17 protein-coding genes are annotated in these 21,072 nt (G+C 36.1%); 12 read left to right on the forward strand and 5 right to left on the reverse strand.

Annotation, left to right across the window (positions count from 1 at the left end; translation table 11 throughout):
• Window positions 1–31 precede the first annotated feature (31 nt).
• The 6 genes from BLR36_RS00540 (at window position 32) to BLR36_RS00565 (ending at window position 9,852) form a co-directional block, all read left to right on the forward strand.
• Window positions 32–907 (forward strand): carbohydrate ABC transporter permease, encoded by an 876-nt coding sequence (locus tag BLR36_RS00540; RefSeq protein WP_093059342.1) that lies wholly within the window; start codon window positions 32–34, stop codon window positions 905–907.
• Window positions 908–972: 65 nt separating this feature from the next.
• The gene (locus tag BLR36_RS00545; protein WP_254771300.1) at window positions 973–2,595 is read left to right on the forward strand and encodes an extracellular solute-binding protein; all 1,623 of its coding nucleotides are present in this window, start codon (window positions 973–975) and stop codon (window positions 2,593–2,595) included.
• 75 nt (window positions 2,596–2,670) lie between these two features.
• The gene (locus BLR36_RS00550; protein ID WP_093059347.1) at window positions 2,671–3,687 is read left to right on the forward strand and encodes an NAD-dependent epimerase/dehydratase family protein; all 1,017 of its coding nucleotides are present in this window, start codon (window positions 2,671–2,673) and stop codon (window positions 3,685–3,687) included.
• Between the two features lie 526 nt (window positions 3,688–4,213).
• Window positions 4,214–7,555: a S8 family serine peptidase gene (locus BLR36_RS00555; RefSeq protein ID WP_093059349.1), complete on the forward strand. Its 3,342-nt coding sequence runs from the start codon at window positions 4,214–4,216 to the stop codon at window positions 7,553–7,555.
• A 366-nt stretch (window positions 7,556–7,921) separates the two neighbouring features.
• The gene (locus tag BLR36_RS00560; RefSeq protein ID WP_093059351.1) at window positions 7,922–8,749 is read left to right on the forward strand and encodes an isoprenyl transferase; all 828 of its coding nucleotides are present in this window, start codon (window positions 7,922–7,924) and stop codon (window positions 8,747–8,749) included.
• Between the two features lie 74 nt (window positions 8,750–8,823).
• Window positions 8,824–9,852: an S-layer homology domain-containing protein gene (locus BLR36_RS00565; protein WP_093059353.1), complete on the forward strand. Its 1,029-nt coding sequence runs from the start codon at window positions 8,824–8,826 to the stop codon at window positions 9,850–9,852.
• A gap of 545 nt (window positions 9,853–10,397) precedes the next feature.
• On the opposite strand, the gene BLR36_RS00570 is transcribed toward BLR36_RS00565, so the two are convergent.
• Window positions 10,398–12,842: an S-layer homology domain-containing protein gene (locus BLR36_RS00570; RefSeq protein ID WP_093059355.1), complete on the reverse strand. Its 2,445-nt coding sequence runs from the start codon at window positions 12,840–12,842 to the stop codon at window positions 10,398–10,400.
• Window positions 12,843–13,207: 365 nt separating this feature from the next.
• Here BLR36_RS00570 and BLR36_RS00575 point away from each other — a divergent pair, with 365 nt between their 5' ends.
• The 3 genes from BLR36_RS00575 (at window position 13,208) to BLR36_RS00585 (ending at window position 16,001) form a co-directional block, all read left to right on the forward strand.
• A complete protein-coding gene (locus BLR36_RS00575) occupies window positions 13,208–13,675 on the forward strand; it encodes a VanZ family protein (RefSeq protein ID WP_093059357.1) in 468 nt (155 codons plus the stop codon).
• Between the two features lie 347 nt (window positions 13,676–14,022).
• Window positions 14,023–14,682, forward strand: a complete 660-nt coding sequence (locus BLR36_RS00580; RefSeq protein ID WP_093059359.1) for an ABC transporter ATP-binding protein — start codon at window positions 14,023–14,025, stop codon at window positions 14,680–14,682.
• Window positions 14,679–16,001 carry an ABC transporter permease gene (locus BLR36_RS00585; RefSeq protein WP_093059361.1) on the forward strand — a complete coding sequence of 441 codons (1,323 nt, stop codon included), beginning with the start codon at window positions 14,679–14,681 and terminating at the stop codon, window positions 15,999–16,001. Before BLR36_RS00580 ends, BLR36_RS00585 begins: the two co-directional genes overlap by 4 nt.
• Before the next feature lie 35 nt (window positions 16,002–16,036).
• Here BLR36_RS00585 and BLR36_RS00590 read toward each other — a convergent pair whose 3' ends face one another.
• The 3 genes from BLR36_RS00590 to BLR36_RS19125 all read right to left on the reverse strand — a co-directional run bounded on the left by BLR36_RS00590 (window position 16,037) and on the right by BLR36_RS19125 (window position 17,547).
• The gene (locus BLR36_RS00590; protein WP_093059363.1) at window positions 16,037–16,222 is read right to left on the reverse strand and encodes an acyltransferase; all 186 of its coding nucleotides are present in this window, start codon (window positions 16,220–16,222) and stop codon (window positions 16,037–16,039) included.
• A gap of 205 nt (window positions 16,223–16,427) precedes the next feature.
• Entirely contained in the window at window positions 16,428–17,345 is a 918-nt protein-coding gene (locus BLR36_RS00595; protein WP_093059365.1) for a putative bifunctional diguanylate cyclase/phosphodiesterase, read from the reverse strand.
• A 76-nt stretch (window positions 17,346–17,421) separates the two neighbouring features.
• Window positions 17,422–17,547: a hypothetical protein gene (locus BLR36_RS19125; protein WP_256370989.1), complete on the reverse strand. Its 126-nt coding sequence runs from the start codon at window positions 17,545–17,547 to the stop codon at window positions 17,422–17,424.
• Between the two features lie 45 nt (window positions 17,548–17,592).
• Here BLR36_RS19125 and BLR36_RS00600 point away from each other — a divergent pair, with 45 nt between their 5' ends.
• Both BLR36_RS00600 and BLR36_RS00605 read left to right on the forward strand, forming a co-directional pair.
• On the forward strand, window positions 17,593–18,477 hold the full coding sequence (locus tag BLR36_RS00600; protein WP_254771313.1) for a helix-turn-helix domain-containing protein: 885 nt from the start codon (window positions 17,593–17,595) through the stop codon (window positions 18,475–18,477).
• A gap of 350 nt (window positions 18,478–18,827) precedes the next feature.
• Complete coding sequence (locus tag BLR36_RS00605) at window positions 18,828–19,490, forward strand: ribonuclease H family protein (RefSeq protein ID WP_093059369.1); 663 nt, start codon at window positions 18,828–18,830, stop codon at window positions 19,488–19,490.
• A gap of 78 nt (window positions 19,491–19,568) precedes the next feature.
• Here BLR36_RS00605 and BLR36_RS00610 read toward each other — a convergent pair whose 3' ends face one another.
• A complete protein-coding gene (locus BLR36_RS00610; protein WP_093059371.1) occupies window positions 19,569–19,970 on the reverse strand; it encodes a hypothetical protein in 402 nt (133 codons plus the stop codon).
• A gap of 335 nt (window positions 19,971–20,305) precedes the next feature.
• Here BLR36_RS00610 and BLR36_RS00615 point away from each other — a divergent pair, with 335 nt between their 5' ends.
• Window positions 20,306–20,890 (forward strand): TetR/AcrR family transcriptional regulator, encoded by a 585-nt coding sequence (locus BLR36_RS00615; protein WP_093059373.1) that lies wholly within the window; start codon window positions 20,306–20,308, stop codon window positions 20,888–20,890.
• The last annotated feature ends 182 nt before the right edge of the window (window positions 20,891–21,072 follow it).

Genomic DNA, 21,072 nt, shown 5'->3' on the forward strand with positions numbered 1-21,072 from the left:
ATCTTAATAGATTTTGGTAGGAGGTAGAATCATGTTCAAAGCTACTGGTGGCGAGAGGGTAATGGAAATATTAAATAACATACTTTTGTTATTAATATCTGTCACAATGCTATTTCCCTTTTTATACATTTTTTCGGTTTCATTCTCAAGTATAAGTGATGTCCTCAATAGTGATTTTCTTTTATGGCCAAAGGAATGGGTGACAGATGCCTATACGTATATTTTAGGGTCTGACCAATTTATTCGTTCTTTATGGGTAACCGTTTATATCACAGTGGTTGGAACATTTGTTAATTTAGTTTTTACATCAACTATGGCTTATTCATTAACAAGAAATATTATTGGGCAACGGTTAATCTTGTTTTTAGTCTTATTTACAATCCTATTTTCAGCTGGAATGATTCCAACTTACATGATTGTAAAGGAAACTGGTTTATTAAATTCGTTATGGGCATTGATCATACCAGTTGCGATTAGCCCTTTTAACTTAATCATCATGACTCAATTCTTTAAAGGAATTCCTGAAGAACTAACAGAGGCAGCAATTATCGATGGTGCCAATGATATTCAAATTTTTACAAAAGTAATTTTACCTTTATCCAAGCCTGCCTTGGCAGCATTTGGTCTGTTTTATGCAGTTGGTCATTGGAATAGCTATTTCTCAGGAGTTCTCTACTTGAACGACCCTGCAAAATGGCCAATACAAGTTATTTTACGGCAAATTGTAATTGTTAATGAACCAAATGCAGCGTTAGGTGGCCATGCGGCAATGGTAGAGGCATTGCCTCCTCCAGAAACGGTTCAAATGGCAGCTATTTTGTTGGCAACCTTACCAATATTAATCGTTTATCCGTTCTTGCAAAAACATTTCGCAAAAGGAGTGATGCTAGGATCTGTTAAAGGTTAATATTCTGAATGTTGCTTGTACTATTGTTTAAAAGGCCTTACAAAAAGATAAATGGAGGGGTTAATGTGAAAAAAAAGCACATATTAATTAGTTTTCTACTTCTTGTCCTCAGTTTTATGTTGGTAGCTTGTACGGACGAAAGTACAGGTGAGAAAGAGCCTGAAAAAGAAAAAGAAACAGCAGGAGAAACTGAAAAAGCTCCAGATAAAGAGATTGATCCATTTGATCATAGTGAGAAATATACAATCACGGGGATGACATTTCGTTTTGGTGATCCACCTCCGTTGAGCAGTCCTGGTCTTGACATGATAAATGAGCGCTTTAACGTAGATTATAAGCCAGAAATTATACCACAAGGTGATTATGTAGAAAAATCTTCAGCTATTGTAGCTTCGGGCTCAATGCCAGATTTAGTAGGATTCCAAGCTGGTGATACTCGTTTTTATCAATGGGCAGAAGATGGAGCATTCCTACCTTTAGATGATTATTTATCACATTATGCAACATTAGGGAAAATTCCAGATTATATTTACAATTCTTTTAAAGTGAATGGAAAGATATATGGAATTCCACGTTATTCTCAGCCGTTTCCTTTAACACCGATTATTAGGAAGGATTGGCTAGACAAACTGGGGTTAGAGGTTCCGACGAATTATGAAGAGCTTGAGAAAATTGCCATTGCATTTACTAAAGAAGATCCAGATGGTAATGGGAAAGCAGATACGTATGGTGTAGCTATTGGAGAAAATATCAATCCAAACTTTAATATGGGAACTTATTGGGACTTCAACGCATGGTATCACCAAAATGATAACGGTGATTATATCCCTGGTATCATTTCGGATGGAAGGAAAGAATTAGTTCAATTTTTTGCAAACCTTTATAAAGAAGGCGCTATGACGAAAGACTTTGCCGTTTTAGATTGGGCAAGTACAAATAATGAATTTTATTCTGGTAAAGCGGGAATCTTTGTAGGTGGAGTTTCCGGAATGTCAGAAGAATACTTCCAAGGATTACTATCCATTAATCCTGAAGCAGAGCTTGTAGCAATTCCACCTTTTGAAGCGCCAGACAAATCTAAAGGGTTCACTATGGGTTCAGGGAACTCAGGTATGTTAGCGTTAAATGCGAAGCTCGCGGACGATGAAGGGAAAATTTATCGTGCATTAGAGTTAGTAGATTTCGGAAAAACGTACTTCCCAGCTGAGGAAAAAAATCCTCAAAATGCAGACTTTGACTTCTTTTTAGGTAAAGAAGGCACTGGATATAATATGGAAAATGGATTACCTGTTCAAGTTCCAACATTCTCTTCTGATGGACTTTCACCTTCAACATATTTCTTGGATAATAGAGAACAAGTTCCAGATGATGCAAAGATTAACTATGCGGATAGCTATAAATTACCTGAGCTGAAGGAAATGACGGTTACTTTACAAGAAATGTTTGAATCTAACCAAATGTATATTGACCCATCTCATGGTGTTTTGTCACCGACAAATCAAGAAAAAGGTACAGATTTAATGCAATTCTTAATAAACGAACAATCGAAGATGATTGCGGGTCAACGTCCTGTTTCTGATTGGGATGCTCTTGTTAAGGAATACTTAGCAAAAGGCGGCGAAGCAATTATTAAAGAAACAAATGAAGGAATCAAAGCAAAAGGTTACACAGAAAGACAATGGAAGTAAGAAAAATATGGCCTGTTCGCTATTGCGAATAGGCTATTTTTATAAAAAGCTAGATTAGCATGGGGAGGAATTCGTATGAAAACGGTTGAAGAACTAGAAAATTTAATGACAGAACCATCTGAAGCATTAGTCGAGGATATGCGAAAAATAGACGGTAATATTTTGATATTAGGTATTGGAGGTAAAATGGGACCTACTTTAGCCATTATGGCAAAAAGAGCAATTGATAAAGCTGGAGTAGATAAAAAAGTGATAGGGGTCTCCCGCTTTTCTAATGGCACATTGAAGGAAGAGTTAGAAGCGGCAGGCATTGAAACAATTTCAACGGATTTATTGAATGATGAACAACTAAAACTTCTACCAAAAGAAAAAAATATCATATATATGGCAGGAAATAAATTCGGTACGACTGGTAATGAACACTTTACTTGGGTTATGAATACATACCTACCTGGTAGAGTAGCGGAGCACTTTAAAGGATCCAATATTGTGGCTTTCTCTACAGGGAATGTTTATCCACTAGTGCCGCTTACATTAGGAGGTTGTGATGAAAAGCATGAGGTTGCTCCAGTTGGGGAATATGGTCAATCATCGCTTGGAAGAGAACGAGTGTTTACTTATTTCTCTCATAAAGATAATACGCCGTTAACTGTTTTTCGATTAAATTATGCAATCGATATGAGGTATGGTGTGTTACTTGAAATTGCTCGTTCTGTATATAACGAGACTCCTTTAGATTTGTCGATGGGTCATGTAAATGTAATTTGGCAGGGAGATGCGAACGAGTATGCCATTAGATCGTTATTAATCGCAAGCTCGCCTCCAACCATTTTAAATGTAACTGGACCAGAAACATTACCAGTTAGATGGCTTGCAAATGAGTTTGGAAAATTACTAGGTAAAACTCCTGTATTCGAAGGTGCAGAAAAGGAAAATGCACTACTAAATAATGCGAGCAAAGCACATAAGCTATTCGGATACCCACGTGTCTCTATACGAGAAATGATCGAATGGACAGCAGACTGGGTTGCAAGTGGTGGAGAGACGATTAATAAACCAACTCATTTTCAGGAAAGGAAGGGACAGTTTTAATCGGCTTTATCAAAATAGCTTAAGTAACCTTTACATAAAGGTGCCTTTATCCTAGCTGATCCATTGGCATTAACAAGTGATAAACAAAAAGAATAATAATAGCAGGAAAGGCACATTCATTAATATGTGCCTTTTCGTGTTGGATGAGTTTGCATACATAACATTTCGACATCTTTACGAGATTATTAAATGATTCAGATAATACTAAATGCAGGAATGATTGAGCAAGTTGTGCATTTTTTAAAACTCATATTCTTCTGTAGTAATTGACGAAACAGAGAAAATTAGAGAATTCATTGAAACAATATAAGGTATTATTGTAAGTCGTTTCTCGTTTGAAAGTTCTATTTTTTTATTAAATTACTAGGAATATAGATTTAGCTTATATTTAATAAACTAATACTAATTATCAATTTTTTAGAATAATTCAAAATTTCGATATTCGAATTAGTTTTCTTATGATAAATTGGTGATGTCACACTAAACTGAAAAGTGTGAAAAAATAGAAATGAAGGGGAAATGAGATTTGAAAAATTATAAGTTTACGAAATTTTTTAGTAGTATTCTAGCTTTGGTTATGGTGTTTTCTTTATTGGTTCCAATCTCTAGTGCTAGTGCTGAGGAATCAAAACCATTCAAACAGAATGGTCAAAGTGAAAGTACGATTCAACTAAAGGCTGCTATTGCTGAACAACTGAGTTTGTCTCAAGATGGGCCAACCCTTCACGAAAGCTTACAAAATATATCAGGCAATCAAGAAATTGCAGTAATTGTTCATTTATCTGAGAAGCCTGTAGCACTAGAGCAAGGGATGAGCCAATTGAAAGGCAAAAAATTCTCCAATGCTCGGGCAAATGAAGTGCGTGCAAATGTAAAAGCACAGCAAGCAAAAGTTAAAAAAGAGTTAAATGCTAAAAAAGTTCAGATGACGCAAGGATACACGTTTGATACGGTATTAAATGGATTTGCAACAACTGTTAAAGCAGACGACCTTCCGAAATTTCTTACAGTAGAAGGAATTACATTAATTGAACCTGATGCAACGGTTTACGCATCAGAAGATAATACGATGAAATCATCTGAACTTATAAAAGATGAAACATTAGAAGCTCAAATGAATACAAGTGTTTCGTTCTTAGGTATTGAACAGCTATGGGACGAAGGAATTGAAGGACAAGGTGTAAAAGTAGCAGTACTAGATACTGGTATTGATAAAGATCATCCTGAGTTCGCAGGAATTTATAAAGGTGGAAAGAACTTTATTCCTAACTCATCTACTTACTCAAAACCGCGTGCAGACGATGATGCATCGGAAACATTACCTTCCGAGCGTCCAGCTGGGACACCTGAATTTAATGCCAACGGAAGCTCATTCTACACTTCTCACGGTACACATGTTGCGGGTACAATTGCAGCTATCGGTGCGAACGAATTTGGTATTAAAGGGATTGCTCCAAAAGTAGACCTTTATGCTTACCGTGTTCTTGGAGCATACGGAAGTGGAGCTACATCAGGAATTGTCAAAGCTATTGAAACAGCAGTTATAGAAAAAATGGACGTTATCAATCTATCACTTGCTGGTGGGGCTAACTCTGAAACTGATGCAGGATCATTTGCGATTAATAACGCAATGATGGCAGGAACAATTGGAGTAATTGCAACTGGTAACTCTGGTCCAAATCGTGGAACGATGGGAACTCCTGCAACTGCACGTTTAGGGATTGCAGTTGGTAACACAACGAATCCTGAAACAAAGCATAATGGAGAAGTTAACATTACAGTTGGCGACTACAACTTAACGAAACAGCTTCCATTAATGGGTACAACTTTTGGAAAAGATTTAGCAACACAGCTTCAAGGAGAGTTTGACTTAGTTGCTATTCCTGGAAACGGGGAAGTAAAAGACTTTGAAGGAATCGATGTAAACGGAAAAGTGGCATTGATTTCTCGTGGTAGTATCGCATTTGTCGATAAAATTGCAAACGCAAAGGCAAATGGAGCAGTAGCAACAATTATTCATAACTTTGCTGGTGGAACGAATGCACCGAACATTTCCGGAACATTCCTTGGTGATTCGTTTGCGTTCCTACCAACATTTGATATGTCCGTAACAGATGGCGATGCAATTCGCGCTGCATTAGCAGGTGGAACTGGAAAAGTAAGCTTTGGTAAGTTTGCTTCCATAAAAACACTTGGAGATGATGTAAATTCTTCGAGTTCACGTGGACCTTCTACACCAAACTTTGATATTAAGCCAGATGTAACTGCACCTGGAACAAATATTATGTCAACAATTCCAATGTACAAAACAGATTTTCCTGATGCAGTTTACGGAGAAGCATATGACCGTAAAACAGGAACTTCTATGGCAACACCGCATATTGCGGGTATCGCAGCACTTGTTAAACAAGCAAATCCTGATTGGAACGCGTTCGATGTGAAAGTTGCACTTTCCAATACTGCAAAAATTCTAGATACAGCGAAGTATGATGTATTCTCACAAGGTGCAGGGCGTGTAAATGCTTATGCAGCAGCCCATCCAGAAATTCTTGCATACGCATTAGACACTGCAGTGCTAGATGGAACTGGCACTATCGTGGATAACTTGAAAGGGACAGTTACTTTCGGTCCACAATCACTGAAAGACGGAGATATTTCCGTTACGAAGCAAATCAAAGTAAAAGATATAAAAGGCAATGGTGGCGACTATAATGTATCAGTGGATGTGACAAAAACATTTGGTGATGCAAAAATAACGGTAGACAAACCGACATTCAATCTTGCTGGTGAGCAGGTTCTAAACGTTACGTTAACAGCTTCCCAAGCAACTGCACCAAACGGTTCTGAAATTCTGGGTTATATCCACATTAACGGTGGTACTTCAGAAATTTCATTGCCATTCGCAGCTGACTTTGGTGGCGTGGCAGCAACTGAACTAAAAGATTTCAAGATTACAGAAACAGACCTATCCTTTAACGGAGATGATGTGAAAGATTCTGCTTTACTTTCATTCACATTAACTGGAGATGTAACAACTAACTATATCGAGCTTAGGGATATTATGAATCCTGAGGGCGGCGAATATGGGGACGGCTATATCGGTTATTTACATGCAGGTTCAGCACTTGGTAAAGGATCGTATACGCTGAACGTTGGTGGTCAGTACAAACCATGGGGCAGTGCACCTGCAACAACGATTCCAGATGGTCTATATACAATTGACTTTACTGGTCAGGCAGCTTCAGGAGTAGTTCAAGATTATGTAGGACCGATTGTGGTGAAAACAACTAAACCAGCAATTACTGGGTCAGTAGCTGAAGGTGTTGCTACAGGACAGGTAACAGATAAGTATATCGACTACAATGAAGAATTATATTTATATGGTCTTGATTACAACTTAAATGACAAATTAAAAGCTTCATATATTGCGACTGTTGACGGGAATGCACAAGCTCCAGTTGCATTTAAACTCAATGAAGACGGTAGCTTCAACTTCCCAGTAACAGCAGATACAGATGCTGTATCCGTTGTAATTAAAGATGCTGCTGGCAATGTTGGTGAAGCAGTAATATACGAAAAAACGGAATCAGTAACTTTAGCAATTGACCAAGCTCAAGTTGAAATGAAAATTGGTAAAGAAGTAAAAGTTAAGATTACAGAAGTGACGACTATTGATGGTAAAACAACTGAAAAAGATGTTACAAAGCTAGCAACATACAAAGTTGCAAATGATAAGATAGCTTCTGTAAAAGCAGGGGTTGTAAAAGGAAAGGGTCAAGGTAAGACAACGATTACTGTTACGTATGGTGAGCATACTCTTACATTCGATGTGACTGTTGTGAACGCAGGAAAAGGGAATAATAAGTAAGTAAAAAAGTTGAAACTGGGACATAACTAGTTAAGCTTTTTAAGTTTCTAGTGTTAGAAACAAAACTTAAAAGACTTCTGGAGGAGCAGCACGAGCAAGAGACTACAGGCTCGAGCTATGCCACTGGACAGTGTCCGCCTTAACGGAAAACAACTATAGTAGAATCTTAATAGAAAGCCCCGAAAACTTTACGAAAAGTAAAGTTTTCGGGGCTTATCATATTCATATGAAAAATGTACGCAGTAAACTTGCGAGTAGTTGTATGTTAAATTATGTGAATGAATATTCTTTTGAGTAGTTTTTTAAAATATTTGATAAGATAGATAAATACATAATTTTGGATTATTTAGATAGGGGGTAAAGTTCATGATTGGCAAGCTTATTCGTAAAAAGCAGCATACTACTAAACATAATGAGTTAGATAGAAGAATAGAAATGGCTCAAATGGAACCACTTCCTGCTCACATCTCCATTATTATGGATGGGAATGGTCGATGGGCTACCAAAAAGGCTTTACCTAGAGTTGTAGGGCATTATGAAGGGATGAAAACAGTAAGGAAAATTACGAAGTTTGCAAACAAAGTAGGAGTTAAAGCTTTAACTTTGTATGCATTCTCTACTGAAAATTGGAGTAGACCAAAGACCGAAGTAGACTACTTAATGAGATTACCAGAGGAGTTTTTAAGCACATATTTACCAGAACTAATCGAACAAAATGTACAAGTCCAGATGATTGGTAATCATGGTAATCTTCCGGAACATACAAGAAGTGCTATTAAAAAAGCAGTTGAGCAAACCTCTCATAATAGCGGTCTTATCTTAAATTTTGCATTGAACTATGGTAGTAGAGATGAGATTGTCCAATCGGTTCAGCAAATTATAAATAAAGTGCAGAACGGTGAAATATCCTGCGAGGATATATGTGAGGAGTTAGTTAATGATCATTTGATGACTTCCAAATTGTCAGATCCGGATTTACTCATTCGCACGAGCGGGGAGATTAGATTAAGCAATTTTATGCTTTGGCAATTAGCTTATACGGAGTTTTGGTTTACGAATACGCTGTGGCCAGACTTTGATGAAGAATGTTTAATGGAGGCAATCGAAAGCTTTCAAAGTCGAAATAGAAAATTCGGTGGCCTTTCTAATGGTGCAACCGAAGTTATTAAAATACAAAAGTTTATGGATAGATAAAGAGGGAATAAAAGGATGAATTAAATTTTCTGATTATTTAGCCTAGTTAATAGAATTATTAAGGAGGACAAAATTTGAAAAAAATAGTATTCATACTTTTAACAGCTAGTTTAACAGTCGGTTTCAGTATATCCACTCTAGCAGCAAGCCTATTTAAGGATGTTTCGGAGAAGGAATGGAGCTATCCTATAATAGAAGATCTGTCACGTTCTGGTATTATTCAAGGATATTCTGATGGTACATTTAAACCCACAAGTGGTGTGACGCGAGCGCAAAGTGCGATTTATATTGGACGAGCATTAAAAGTTGATACGAAGAATCGCCCTAATCCAGGCTATGTGGATGTGAATTCAAAAACTACTGGCTATGAATATATCGCTGCTTTAGTAGATGAAGGGATATATGCAAAAGCGAGAAATTTTGACCCGCATCAATCGCTAACACGTGCACAAATGGCGAAAATTTTAGTCATAGCTTTTGATATGAATGGTACTAAAAAGACAGGTTTTACAGACATTCCTGCTAATGAATGGGCTAAGCCATACGTAGAAACGCTAGTTGCCAATGGGGTGACGACAGGTACTTCTGCAACGAAGTATAGTCCTGATAGAACAGTAACTCGTCAGCAAATGGCTATTTTTATATATAGAGCTTTGCATCAGGATGGGGAAATTGTCGTCCCACCAGTGGGGAGTGGTAAGGAAGAATTGCCGGATAGTGTACGAGCAACGGAGTTATTAAAACTAGTAAACGATGAACGTGAAAAAAACAATCTAAAACCCTTAGTGTATGATACAAAAGTAGGGAATGTGGCTGCTATCAAAGCACAAGATATGAAAACTAATAATTATTTTGATCATATTTCCCCTACCTATGGTTCTCCTAGTAATATGCTAACAAAGTTCGGAATTTCTTGGACTGCTTCCGGAGAAAATATTGCAGCTGGATATTCTTCTGTAAATGCAGTCCATAAAGGATGGATGAATAGCAGTGGTCATCGTGCGAATATTTTAAGCTCTAGCTATACGCATGTTGGATTTGGTTATGCTGAAGGTGGAGAATCATACGGAAGCTATTGGGTTCAAATGTTTATAAGGAAATAATGAAACGCAAAGAACAAGAATGTGTGATAAGCATTCTTGCTTTTTTAATAACACTTGGTTCATGGGGCTTTAAAGAATGAATAATACTAGTGATTTCCACTTCAGGCAGACGCTTTCCACGAGGCTGTCTTTTGCTCAAGCTGATTCCGCTGTGGTCGCTGCCTTTCTCGAGAGCTTCCTCAATGAATAGAAATATAACTTTCCCCTAGTTATCCAAAATGCACTAACCTGTTTCTAAAAGTTGTAGGAGGGTGACAGATAGACAAACGCCATAAGATTACCGAAAAAAGGAATGCTGGTTGGTTGTGACGTCTGTCACAACCAACCAGCATTCCCAAAATTTCACTCGGTAATAATATAGCGACAAGTCTAACTAAAGTCCTTCGGAAACGATAGAAACAGGTTTTGACCTTAAAGGACCGTGCATGTCTTATGCCTGGTATTTCTTATCTATACACATTAGCATCTTATGAATTTATGTTCTATTTAAATAGAAAAAACCCCTCACTCAATTCCGAGTAAGGGGAGCTTTAGTTTTGTATAAATTATTTGTTAACTGTTAAACCAGTTTTTTGACTAACGCCAGCAGCATCTTTTACGTCTACTGTTTGGCTAGCAACTGTAGTTAATTTAGTTACTTTAGAAGAATCAGCTACAGTTAACACTAATTTACCGTTAACAATTGTAGATGCAGTAATTGCAACTGCAGCACCTTTATCATCTGTTAATTTAATTTCATCTGTAACATCCGCACCAGCAGCAAGTTGTACTGCTTCTGTGTAAGTTACAGTGATTTCATCAAGATCAGTTGAAACAAACGATTTAGCTTCAGGAGCTGTATTATCTGTAACAGCGATAGAAGTAGTGAATGCGTTGTTCACTTTGTTGTCTAATGTTTGAACACCTTCTACTTGGAAAATTGCTTTTGTATCATTTTTAACGATTAATCCAGCAGGAAGTGTAATTTCAACTTGTGTTTGATCAACAACACCTGAAGAATTTTTTACAAATGCAATTTTTGTGTCAGTAGGAAGTGTTACACCATTAAGTTTGTAAGCAGAAGCATTAAGTGCAGAAGTTTTCACTTTTTCACCAAAGTTAACTGTAATTACATTGTTAGCTGCTGCCACCTCTTGAATAGTAAATGCTGTTTCAACTGGTTTTACCGCATCTTTTACATTGATCACTACAGTTTTAGAAGTTGCTTTGTTTTTAGCAAGAGACTTGTCTGTTACAAATCCTTCAGCAAAGTTGAATGTATATGTTTCAGGTTTCACATTTGATTTTAATGTAACGATTACTTTATTTTTAGCAATTTCCGCTGTAGCAATATTAGCGAAAGAAAGAATTTCTTCTTTACCGTTTACTAATGAAACTTTAGCAGCTTGTAAATCAGTAATTTCTTCTGAATAGGTAACCGTGAATCCAGTAACAATACCATCTTTTTCTGTTACTTCTACATTTTCAACAGTTGGAGTTGTAATATCTTTTGATACTACTACTGTTTTGGTAATATCGTCTGCGTTTGTGTTACCCATTGAATCTGATAGAGATCCTTTTGCAGCAGTTAATGAAACTGAATCTGAGTTACCGTTTTTATATAGGTAAGCTGGATTTAAAGTTACGAAATACTGTTTGTTGTTTTTAGGATTAACTTCTACAGAAGAAACGACATTCGCATTGAATGTTCCAATTTTACCTGTAAGAACAAGGTTAGTTTTAAGAGCTTCGTCCACTGTAACTGTTAATGTTTGTTCACCAGTAGCCACTACATTAGTAATAGAAGGAGCTTGGTTGTCTACATTGATAGTTAGACCAGTTGTTTGAAGAGCTTTTACATTTCCAACAGCGTCTTTTGCATTTACAACCGTGATGTCGTAGTTTTTAGTTGCATCTAGATCTACTACAAATGTTGCAACATTACCTTCGATTGATTCAGGTGTATAGTTTTGATTAGAAATTTTGATGAAATCTAGTGATTGAACATCTTCATTAAATTCTACAGTAACTAATTTCACATTTTCTTTTGTATCTTTCACAGTTGAAGTAGCTGAAGTAACAACAGGAGCAGTTAAATCGTTCACATTCACCGTTTTGTTTACTGGCTTCACAAACTCGCCAGTTGTAGATTTAACTACTTCAAATGGCACAGCAATCGTGTAATCACCTTTGAAGAAGTTAGCAGCAGTAAGTGTCAACGTTTTACCATCTTCACTTAATGTTTGTGCAATAGTTCCAGGAGCAGTTGCGCCTTTTCCAGTGTTCACTTTAATAACGTCTACTTTATTAGTATTTTGAAGAGTATCAGCATCCACTGGAGCACTGAAGATTACTTCAACTGTTTTAGCGTTAATAGCATTCACTGAAACTACTTCAGCAGCAGAAGGAGCTAGGTTTTCAGCACGGTAAACAAATAGTGCAAACTCTCCACGAGTTATTGAAGCTGTAGAAGCAAAAGTTGTAGCAGTTTTACCAAAAGTAATTTTGTTTGCAACTAAAGCATCTACAAAACCGTCCCAGTTATTGTTAACATCTGTAAATTCATTTTTAGTAGTTCCAGCTTTAAGATTATAAGCATTAGCTACAATTTTAGCCATTTCTTGACGTGTAATGTTTGCATCTGGTTCAAATGTTGTAGCAGTTTTACCAGATACGATTTTTTCTGCTACTAAAGCATTAACTGCTCCAGCCACACGTGAATTTACATCCTTGAAGCCAGCAGATGGAGCTTTAGAAGTATTTAGTTTTAGTGCGTTCGCAATCATAACAGCTGCGTCGCCACGAGTAATAGAAGCTGTAGTACCGAAATTGGTATCTGTAGTTCCTTTAGCAATATTGTTACTAATTAAGTAGTCTACTGCTGTTTTATATGTAGAACTTACATCCGAAAAAGATGCCGCAGATGCTGGTACTGCGATCGCAGAAGCTACCATAGTAGCAGTCGCTGCTGCTGCAACAAACTTAGAATAGTTATTAGATTTTGATGTCATGAAAAGTTCCTCCTGTTTCCCACTTGGGATATATATATACTTACATAGGTGAAGTACACATTCCGTATTGTATATGATAAATATCTATTAGACTATGGAAATACTAGGAACGAAAATATAAAAATTACCTATAAAATACCCTTTCAAGCAAAAAAAAACAATAAATAATAATCAAAATTGATTTATTCAATTACTAGAATTGGTAAGATTCGGTCAAAACTCTAAAATATTAGAAAAGCTATAGTTAAATCATATTTAGTCGATATAGTATTAGAATACTGGTTTTATTTGTTATTTTTAGAGGTTTTTTCGGTGAGGATATGAAATAGTGAAAATAATTTTTTAGAGAAAAGGATTTAATAATAATGAGAAAATATACTTCATTAATAATTTTATTATTTTGGTTAGGTATTATTTTTTTTCTTTCCAATCAGTTAGCAAGTTCTTCAAATGCACTGAGTAAGGAAGTCACGGGGATAATAGTCACTACGGCCGAAGTAATTAATCCCGATACGGATCTTACTTTGGCTAGTTTAAACAATACGGTACGGAAGAACGCCCATTTCTTCATTTATTTTATTTTGGCTATGCTTTTAATGGATTATTTAAGGTATCGAGGTAAGATTAAACCAAGAAATATTGTCTTTGTATTTCTGTTTTGTGTTCTGTTCGCTGTTTCGGATGAGATTCATCAGCTATTTGTCGATGGTAGAGGTGGACAGGTGAAGGACATTTTAATCGATAGCTCAGGTGCTTTAACAGGAATTGGAATGTATCTGCCATTTTATTGGCTTCGTAGTTCAAGAAAGACGAGTAAAAATGTAATTGAATAGAATTTTAAGAAAAGCAAATTATTCAATGATACTAGTGATTTCCGTTTTAGGTGGACGCGTTTCGCGGGGGGAGCGATGAGCTATCACCGTTGCTATGATATCTCATCTGTCTCAATCATCCCTTAGAAGTCGCCACCTTCCACTACAATTAATATAACGTGTAGTACTTAACGATAAGATATTGCAGAGTATGTCGATTAGATGACTTACTCCGACTACTACATAAAAAATCCAATATCTTCCTTCTTCCACTCTTTTTCTAGTAGAAAAGGGGTGTTTTCATCATTTTTAAAGGATTTCTGCAAGGTTTGTCGAAACAAAGGGAATATCGAATAGGAGGTTATTGAATGATTGAGCTAAAGGATGCACAAAAGCATTTTCGTTCAGGAAACCTAAAGTCTGCTGTTTTACGTGGTGTTAATCTAAACGTGAAGCAAGGTGAATATGTAGCGATTATGGGGAAGTCTGGATTTGGTAAAAGTACGATGTTAAATTTACTAGGTACGCTTGATGTATTGGATTCTGGGGAGTATAAGCTAACTGGAAAGTCTGTACATAAAATGAGTCGTGGGAAACGAGTACGTTTACGCAATGAAGAGATTGGTTTTGTCTTTCAACATTTCCAGTTAATACCGAATTTGTCTGTATATCAAAATGTGCTACTACCTTTAACATATGGTCGAAAACGTTTAGGAAAGAAAAAAGCAAGAGTTCTTGCATTGTTAGATGAGATGGGGTTGTCTGATAAGCGCAATCAAAAACCAGATAGATTATCTGGAGGAGAGAAGCAACGTGTAGCTATTGCAAGGGCACTTGTGAATGAGCCAGGATTAATATTGGCAGATGAACCAACGGGAAGTTTAGATGAGGAAACAACTGAAAGTATTTTGGGCTTGTTTGATCGAGTGCATGAAAATGGTGCAACGATTGTCGTTATTACACATGATCAAGAAGTAGCAGAAAGAGCAGACCGTATCTTACATTTGCAAAATGGGGTGCTTGTATGAAGCTTTTAACTACATTCAAATTAGCCTGTTTTGGCTTATGGTCGAATCGATATAGAGTATTGTCTGCAATGATGGGTGTTGTCATAGGGATGTTTGCTGTAATTGTATTAGCAGCCATTGCGATAGGAGTTAAGGACACGCTCATGAAACAGATGGGTAGTCTTGGTGCAGAACAGATTTTAGTTTTACCGGGCCGAATTCTTGATTCCGCAGATGGACAAAAGGATTTGCTTAGTGGTCTGACGAGTGTACCTAGTACGCTAACCTATGAAGATGCACAAGCAGTAGAAAAGGTGTCGAATGTGAAGACTGTTACACCTCAGTTAGAAACCGTGAATTTTGTAGAGTATGAGAAAAATAAAGTACAGTCTGCCGTAGTCGGAACAACTTCACAATATAGTCGTATTCAGCATGCAACTATTTCGCAGGGAAGATTCTTTACGAAGGAGGAGCAGGGGGCAAAAGCAAAGGTAATAGTACTTGGAAATAATATCCACGATTCTTTATTAGGCAAAAATCAGCAGTTAGAAGATCAGGCAGGTGGTTCTTCAGAGTCAGCAAAGCCGAAGACATGGTGGAAACGAGTATTAGATAAGTTGCTTGGTGAGAACGTATCTGCAGCGGAGGTTTCTTTAATTGGTAAAAACGTGATTATTAATGAAGAATCTTATGAAGTAATTGGAGTTCTTGCACCAAATGCAACGCTTGGATCGAGCACGGATAATAATGTTATTATGCCTATCGAGACCGCTCTTGCTACTACTGATATGAAAAACTTAACGAGAATGATTGTAGAAGCTTCCAGTTTAGATGCAGTAGATGAGGTGGATGGTGCCGTATTTGGGGCTCTTGCCGAAAACCATTCTGAAATAGATTTTAGTGTTGTGAAGCAGGACCAAATGTTGGGGGCACTAGGAAAGGTGACCTCTATATTGCAGGTAATGTTAGTAGGGATTACTGCCACAGCACTATTAATAAGTGGGACAGGTATTATGAATGTGATGGTCATGTCAGTTCGGGAGCGTACACGTGAAATTGGTATTCGTAAAGCACTCGGAGCTACAACGTTTGAAGTAATGATGCAATTCTTCTTTGAGACATTGCTACTTTGTATTATTGGTGGGGCAGTGGGGATAGGGCTAGGATATGTATTTATAGAAATTTGGAATAGCAATATAGAAATTTTTGCACTTGTGCTACCTTTTTGGGCAGTGAAGCTTGCTTTATATACTTCGGTTGCAATCGGAAGCTTAGTAGGGATTTATCCAGCTTTAAAGGCTGCGAGTATGAATCCAAGCAAAGCTTTAAGATTTGAATAGAAAAAATGCGATCAATGGTAAGGTAAAATATCTGTTTATTCCATATGCTCTTCAAATGAGCATATATAATTACAGCCCTCACAGACTACTCCAATTTGCTTTTTTGTTTTAGGATGCTGAAAGTAGTATTCATTATAGCCACAAGTATAACACTCCATTACATGGAAAATTTGGCGTGGTCCAAAGATTTGATCTAATTGTAATGAAAAATCAGGTTGCAAGTGACGTCACCCCTTCATTTTGTGCCTACTATAGCAGAGTTCACTTAAAAAACCCGTCGAAACTTGCTATTAGAAAAAATTTTGATTGACTTTTTTTTCTGCTGGGTATGAAAAATATAGGAGGGGTGAATGAAAACGAAAGGATGGGAAACTGTTATACCACCTGTGCTAAATGAGTCATTGATGAGTTAGCATGAGGAAAAATTTATGCAATATCAATTTTCCTTTTGCTCAATAACTCAGCAAATTCACTTGCTGGCACTGGTTTAGAGTATAGGTAGCCTTGTACAGTATCGCAATTATAACTTTGTAAAACTTCTAGCTGTTCCTTTGTTTCTACTCCTTCAGCAACGATGTTCAAATTTAAGTGGTTCGAAAGCTGGATAATCATATGTACTATAAAGTTTGCTTCATCATTTTTAGGGTTGCGAAGATTCTTAATAAAAGAACGATCTATTTTAAGAATGTCAATTTTGTCATGGAACAATTGTAAGTTAGACAAAGATGCGTACCCAGTTCCGAAATCATCTAAGGCAATTTTGATCCCTAATTTTCGTAATTGATCTAACATAGAGAATACGACAGTTTCATTTTCAAGAATAGAAGTTTCTGTAATTTCTATTTCAAAGTATCGTGGATCCAATTGCGTTTCCTTTAATGTTTCCATAATGCTGCAGATTAAATCATTTTCAAGAAAGCGTGAAGCAGATAAATTAATAGAAACCGGAATTGCTGGCAATTCTGCATCCTGCCAAGCTTTGTTCTGCTTACAAGCAGTATATTTAACCCATTTGCCAATTTGATTAATAAAGCCGGTTTTCTCTGCAAGTGGAATAAAATCATTTGGTAAAATAAGTCCGAACTTAGGATGATTCCATCTAATTAGTGCTTCTGCTCCAATAATTTGATTAGATTTTGCATCCACTTTAGGTTGGTAATACAACACAAATTCGTTTCGCTCGATAGCATGCACAAGGTCAGCTTCCAATACAGTAACTGTAGGCACAAGTACTTGATTAGGCGCATTTTTGCTATTATATCCATCATTATGAGTACTATTTGAATCAGAGCTATGCTGATTTTGTAAGGTTTGCTGTGCTTTAAGTTCTGCTTTTGTCTGCATGATTTATCTCCTTATCGAGTTTTTTTAAGAAAATCCAATAAAATTAATGGTATAATTTTATTGGATTTCGATTTAATTAGTGGACATATGGAAGATCAAGAGTAGTTACTGGACCATTAACTAATGCTGCAGTTTCGTTACTTCCATTTGGATATAAAGCTACTGCTAATACGATTAATAGAATAATAGATAGTTTTTTCATGTTTTTACCGTCCTTTTTATTAAATATGGGGTGATTCTTTTGGAAATGAAATATTTAGGCTTAGAAATAAGTAAGTTGAGAGCTGAATTGGGTATTTCCCAAAAAGAGCTCGCAAAAGATATTTGTACACAATCGACGATTAGTCGAATCGAGGCTGGGGAAGTATATCCAGCAATAGATACTTTATTAAAAATAGCTTTAAAGTTACAAGTCCCAGTTGAATACTTTATAGAAATGTTATTTCATAAAAATGTACTTGAAAGTGAAATGCTTATTAAAGATATAGAGTCTAACTTAAAAGTCCATAATTATGAGAAAGTCATTTCAATAATAAATGCTAACAAAATAGATAAAGATAATATTTGGTTAAACCTATATTTAGAATACATGCTAAATACAGCAAGATATTCTTTGAAGATGATTACTCCAGAAGAATGCATAAACAGATTGAAGAACATTTTAAACACTTCAAACCAAACAACTATCCAGTTCCGTTTTCTACACATAAAAATTAACAATTCAATTGCTAATGTCTATGGTGAATTGGGAGAAATACAAAAGTGCTTGTACTATTATAATAAAATCCTTAAAGAGCATATTCATAAAAATTATAATGACTATAAAATTTATGAGACTCTAATTATTGTTATTTTTAATAAGTGCAAAACACTGTATGATATCCAAGACTATGATGCAGCTATGGAAACCGCAAATCTTGGTATTCAAAAGGCTAAAGAGACATCCTTTTTCTTTTTTACCGGGCAATTTCTCTATTACAAGGGACAATGTTTAGAAAAGAAAGATGCACCAGTTTCGGAAATTAGAGAAGTATATAGACAAGCTCTTTTCATCTTTGAATTTCAGGAGCTTCCATTCTACATTCAAGCAATCAAACAGAATAAAAGGCAATACTTAGATATAACTGGGTGATTTTCAGCATTTTCGTTAAACATCTATTGATAGAATAAGTTCCTCCAATCATGTATCAAGTATTGCAACTTTCTAAAATCCTATGAGTATTTTAGAAGGGTACGAAATACTTAATTAAAAGTGTATTAATTTCTTTTTGCATTTCAAATATACTAGATATCCAATAAAAAATCTTCAGGATATGCATAAATGGATATTTTATTCTTTTTACCTATGCTGAAAATGACTTATTTACTATAATAAATAAAAAATGTGTCACATTTTCTTTATGTTGTGATACATTTTTTCATGTTTTATGAAGATTTATTGTCGATATGGGAATATTAATGCTAATGAAGGAGGAATGCGATGTGAAGGTACGAATGGAGTGGGTGTATAAAACGCCGCCAGGAGCGCTCATGGAATTCTTTTCAGAAGAAGTACCAGCTGCACAAGCACTTTTGTTTGCGGAAGATATGGAGCGAACGGGACGACTAAAGCAGGTGACCTTTGTGGATCGGTTCGATAGTTCATGGACTGTGAAGGAATTAAAAGGTTATTTGAAGGGTATTGAGACAGAGCCACATAATGTGACGGTCTATTTTGATGGAGGATATGACCGTCAAACGAAAGGTTCAGGACTTGGTTGTGTCATTTATTATGAACAGAATGGAAAGGCATATCGACTAAGAAGAAATGCTACTACAACGGGTTTAGAATCGAATAATGAAGCAGAATACGCAGCCATGCATCTAGGACTAAAGGAACTGGATTTACTAGGTGTTCATCATTTGCCTGTTCGTTTTATAGGGGATTCACAGGTCGTTATTAATCATTTAAACGGCGAGTGGCCGGTAATCGAGCGAGATTTAACAGGCTGGGCTGATCGCATTGAAGCAAAACTAAAAGAGCTAGGTATTCAAGCGGAATACGAACTAGTACCAAGGAAATTGAATGGGGAAGCAGACCGTTTAGCTACACAGGGTTTGAACGGTATTGAGATTCAAGCAGTGGTTGAATTAGTGGAGGATTAAGTGCTCGTAATGGGCTAAGAGCATTAGATATGTAGAAAACACCAGTGTCTAAGACACTGGTGTTTTTTTACTCTAATTTTATAAGTGTGCTGTATTTTCCTGTTTTGCTGGCGAATCGTTGTTGTCTTCCGGTAACGATTCTACTTTTTTTGCTAGTTTCTTTTGCTGGGATTTTGGAAATGCTTGTTTTGCCTGTGCTTTTGAGTTGGCGTCTTGTACATTTTCGTTATAATATTGAACACTTGTCATTGCACCCTCTTCAACCATACGATTATCATCTGGATCATGCGGGTCTGAAAAACCTGTCTTCGTCATTTGACTTGGTTTTCTGTTTTGAGAAGACAACTTCGAATCAAGTTTAGTTTTAGAATTTTTCACTGCTGTTTTTAATTGTGATTTATTGTTTTTGTTTGTTAAGTATACTGCTGCTAGTGCGGTAGCTGCTCCTATTAACATGGATCTTGTATTACCGTTTGCCATGTTCATCACTCCCTTTCTCTATTTATACCCACTTCTTATTAGACTCAATCCTTTTTCCAAAAGAATTAACCTGAATATAGTGGAATTTATTTCAATATAATATTTTGTTCAAAAATTAAATTATGTTTAAGTGATGAAATAAAGGGTTTAATTCATACTTATATAAAATAAATATTTTATATTTAAAATTTAAACAATGTTCAAAAAAATCTTTACTTATCATTTTTAGTGGATTATAGTATTGGTACAGGGCGTAGAAAAAATATTTACTAAAAAGAATAATGTAAGCGCTTACAATTTTATGTTTACACCAATTATTAAAAGGGGGTTCCGATGTGAAACTCTCGGAAAAAAAACTTAAAAAGAAGAAAGAAGAAATAATTTTATCTGCAGTAAAAATTGTAAATAAGAGAGGCTATGCTAAAGCGACAATGGAAGAAATTGCAGCAGAGCTATTAATGACAAAGGGTTCTCTCTATTACTATTTTAAAAATAAGGAAGATCTTATTTTCCAGTGTCATGATTTAGTGCTAGGGCAGGCAGACGAAGAACTACAGCGCCACTATGAAACAAATATTACAAGCGAGGAAAAACTGCGCAGAATGATAATTTCGCATATTCGTTACGCCATTGAAGAAAAAGAAACATTCAATATGATTATTCGACCAGATCAAACATTCTCCCAAGAACAATTAAGTCCCATACTTGCTAAGCGTAACCATTATGCTAGGTGGTTTGATTTAGTTATTGAAGAAGGTATGGCAAATGGTGAATTTACAATAACTGAAGCAAAGGTAGGAAGAATGATTTTATTAGGTTCAATGAACTGGATACAGCAATGGTATAAGCCTGGTGGCGAAAAGTCGATGGAGGATATACAGAAAATATACTCAGAGTATTTATTGAAAATTGTTAAATAAAAGTGTGGCATTTTAGTCTGAGACTATGAACATATTAAACCCGATGCAACATCAGAAAAATTGACTAGTCTATGCCACCCTTTAAAAAGGGTGGTACTGTGACTGCTGGGAATTCTATTGATATGAGGATTAAAATACGGTGTAGCTAGTATATGCAACAGTGGTAGTCAAGGAATGACAGT

It is taken from the genome of Psychrobacillus sp. OK028 (genome assembly GCF_900103605.1).
GTDB lineage: Bacteria > Bacillota > Bacilli > Bacillales_A > Planococcaceae > Psychrobacillus.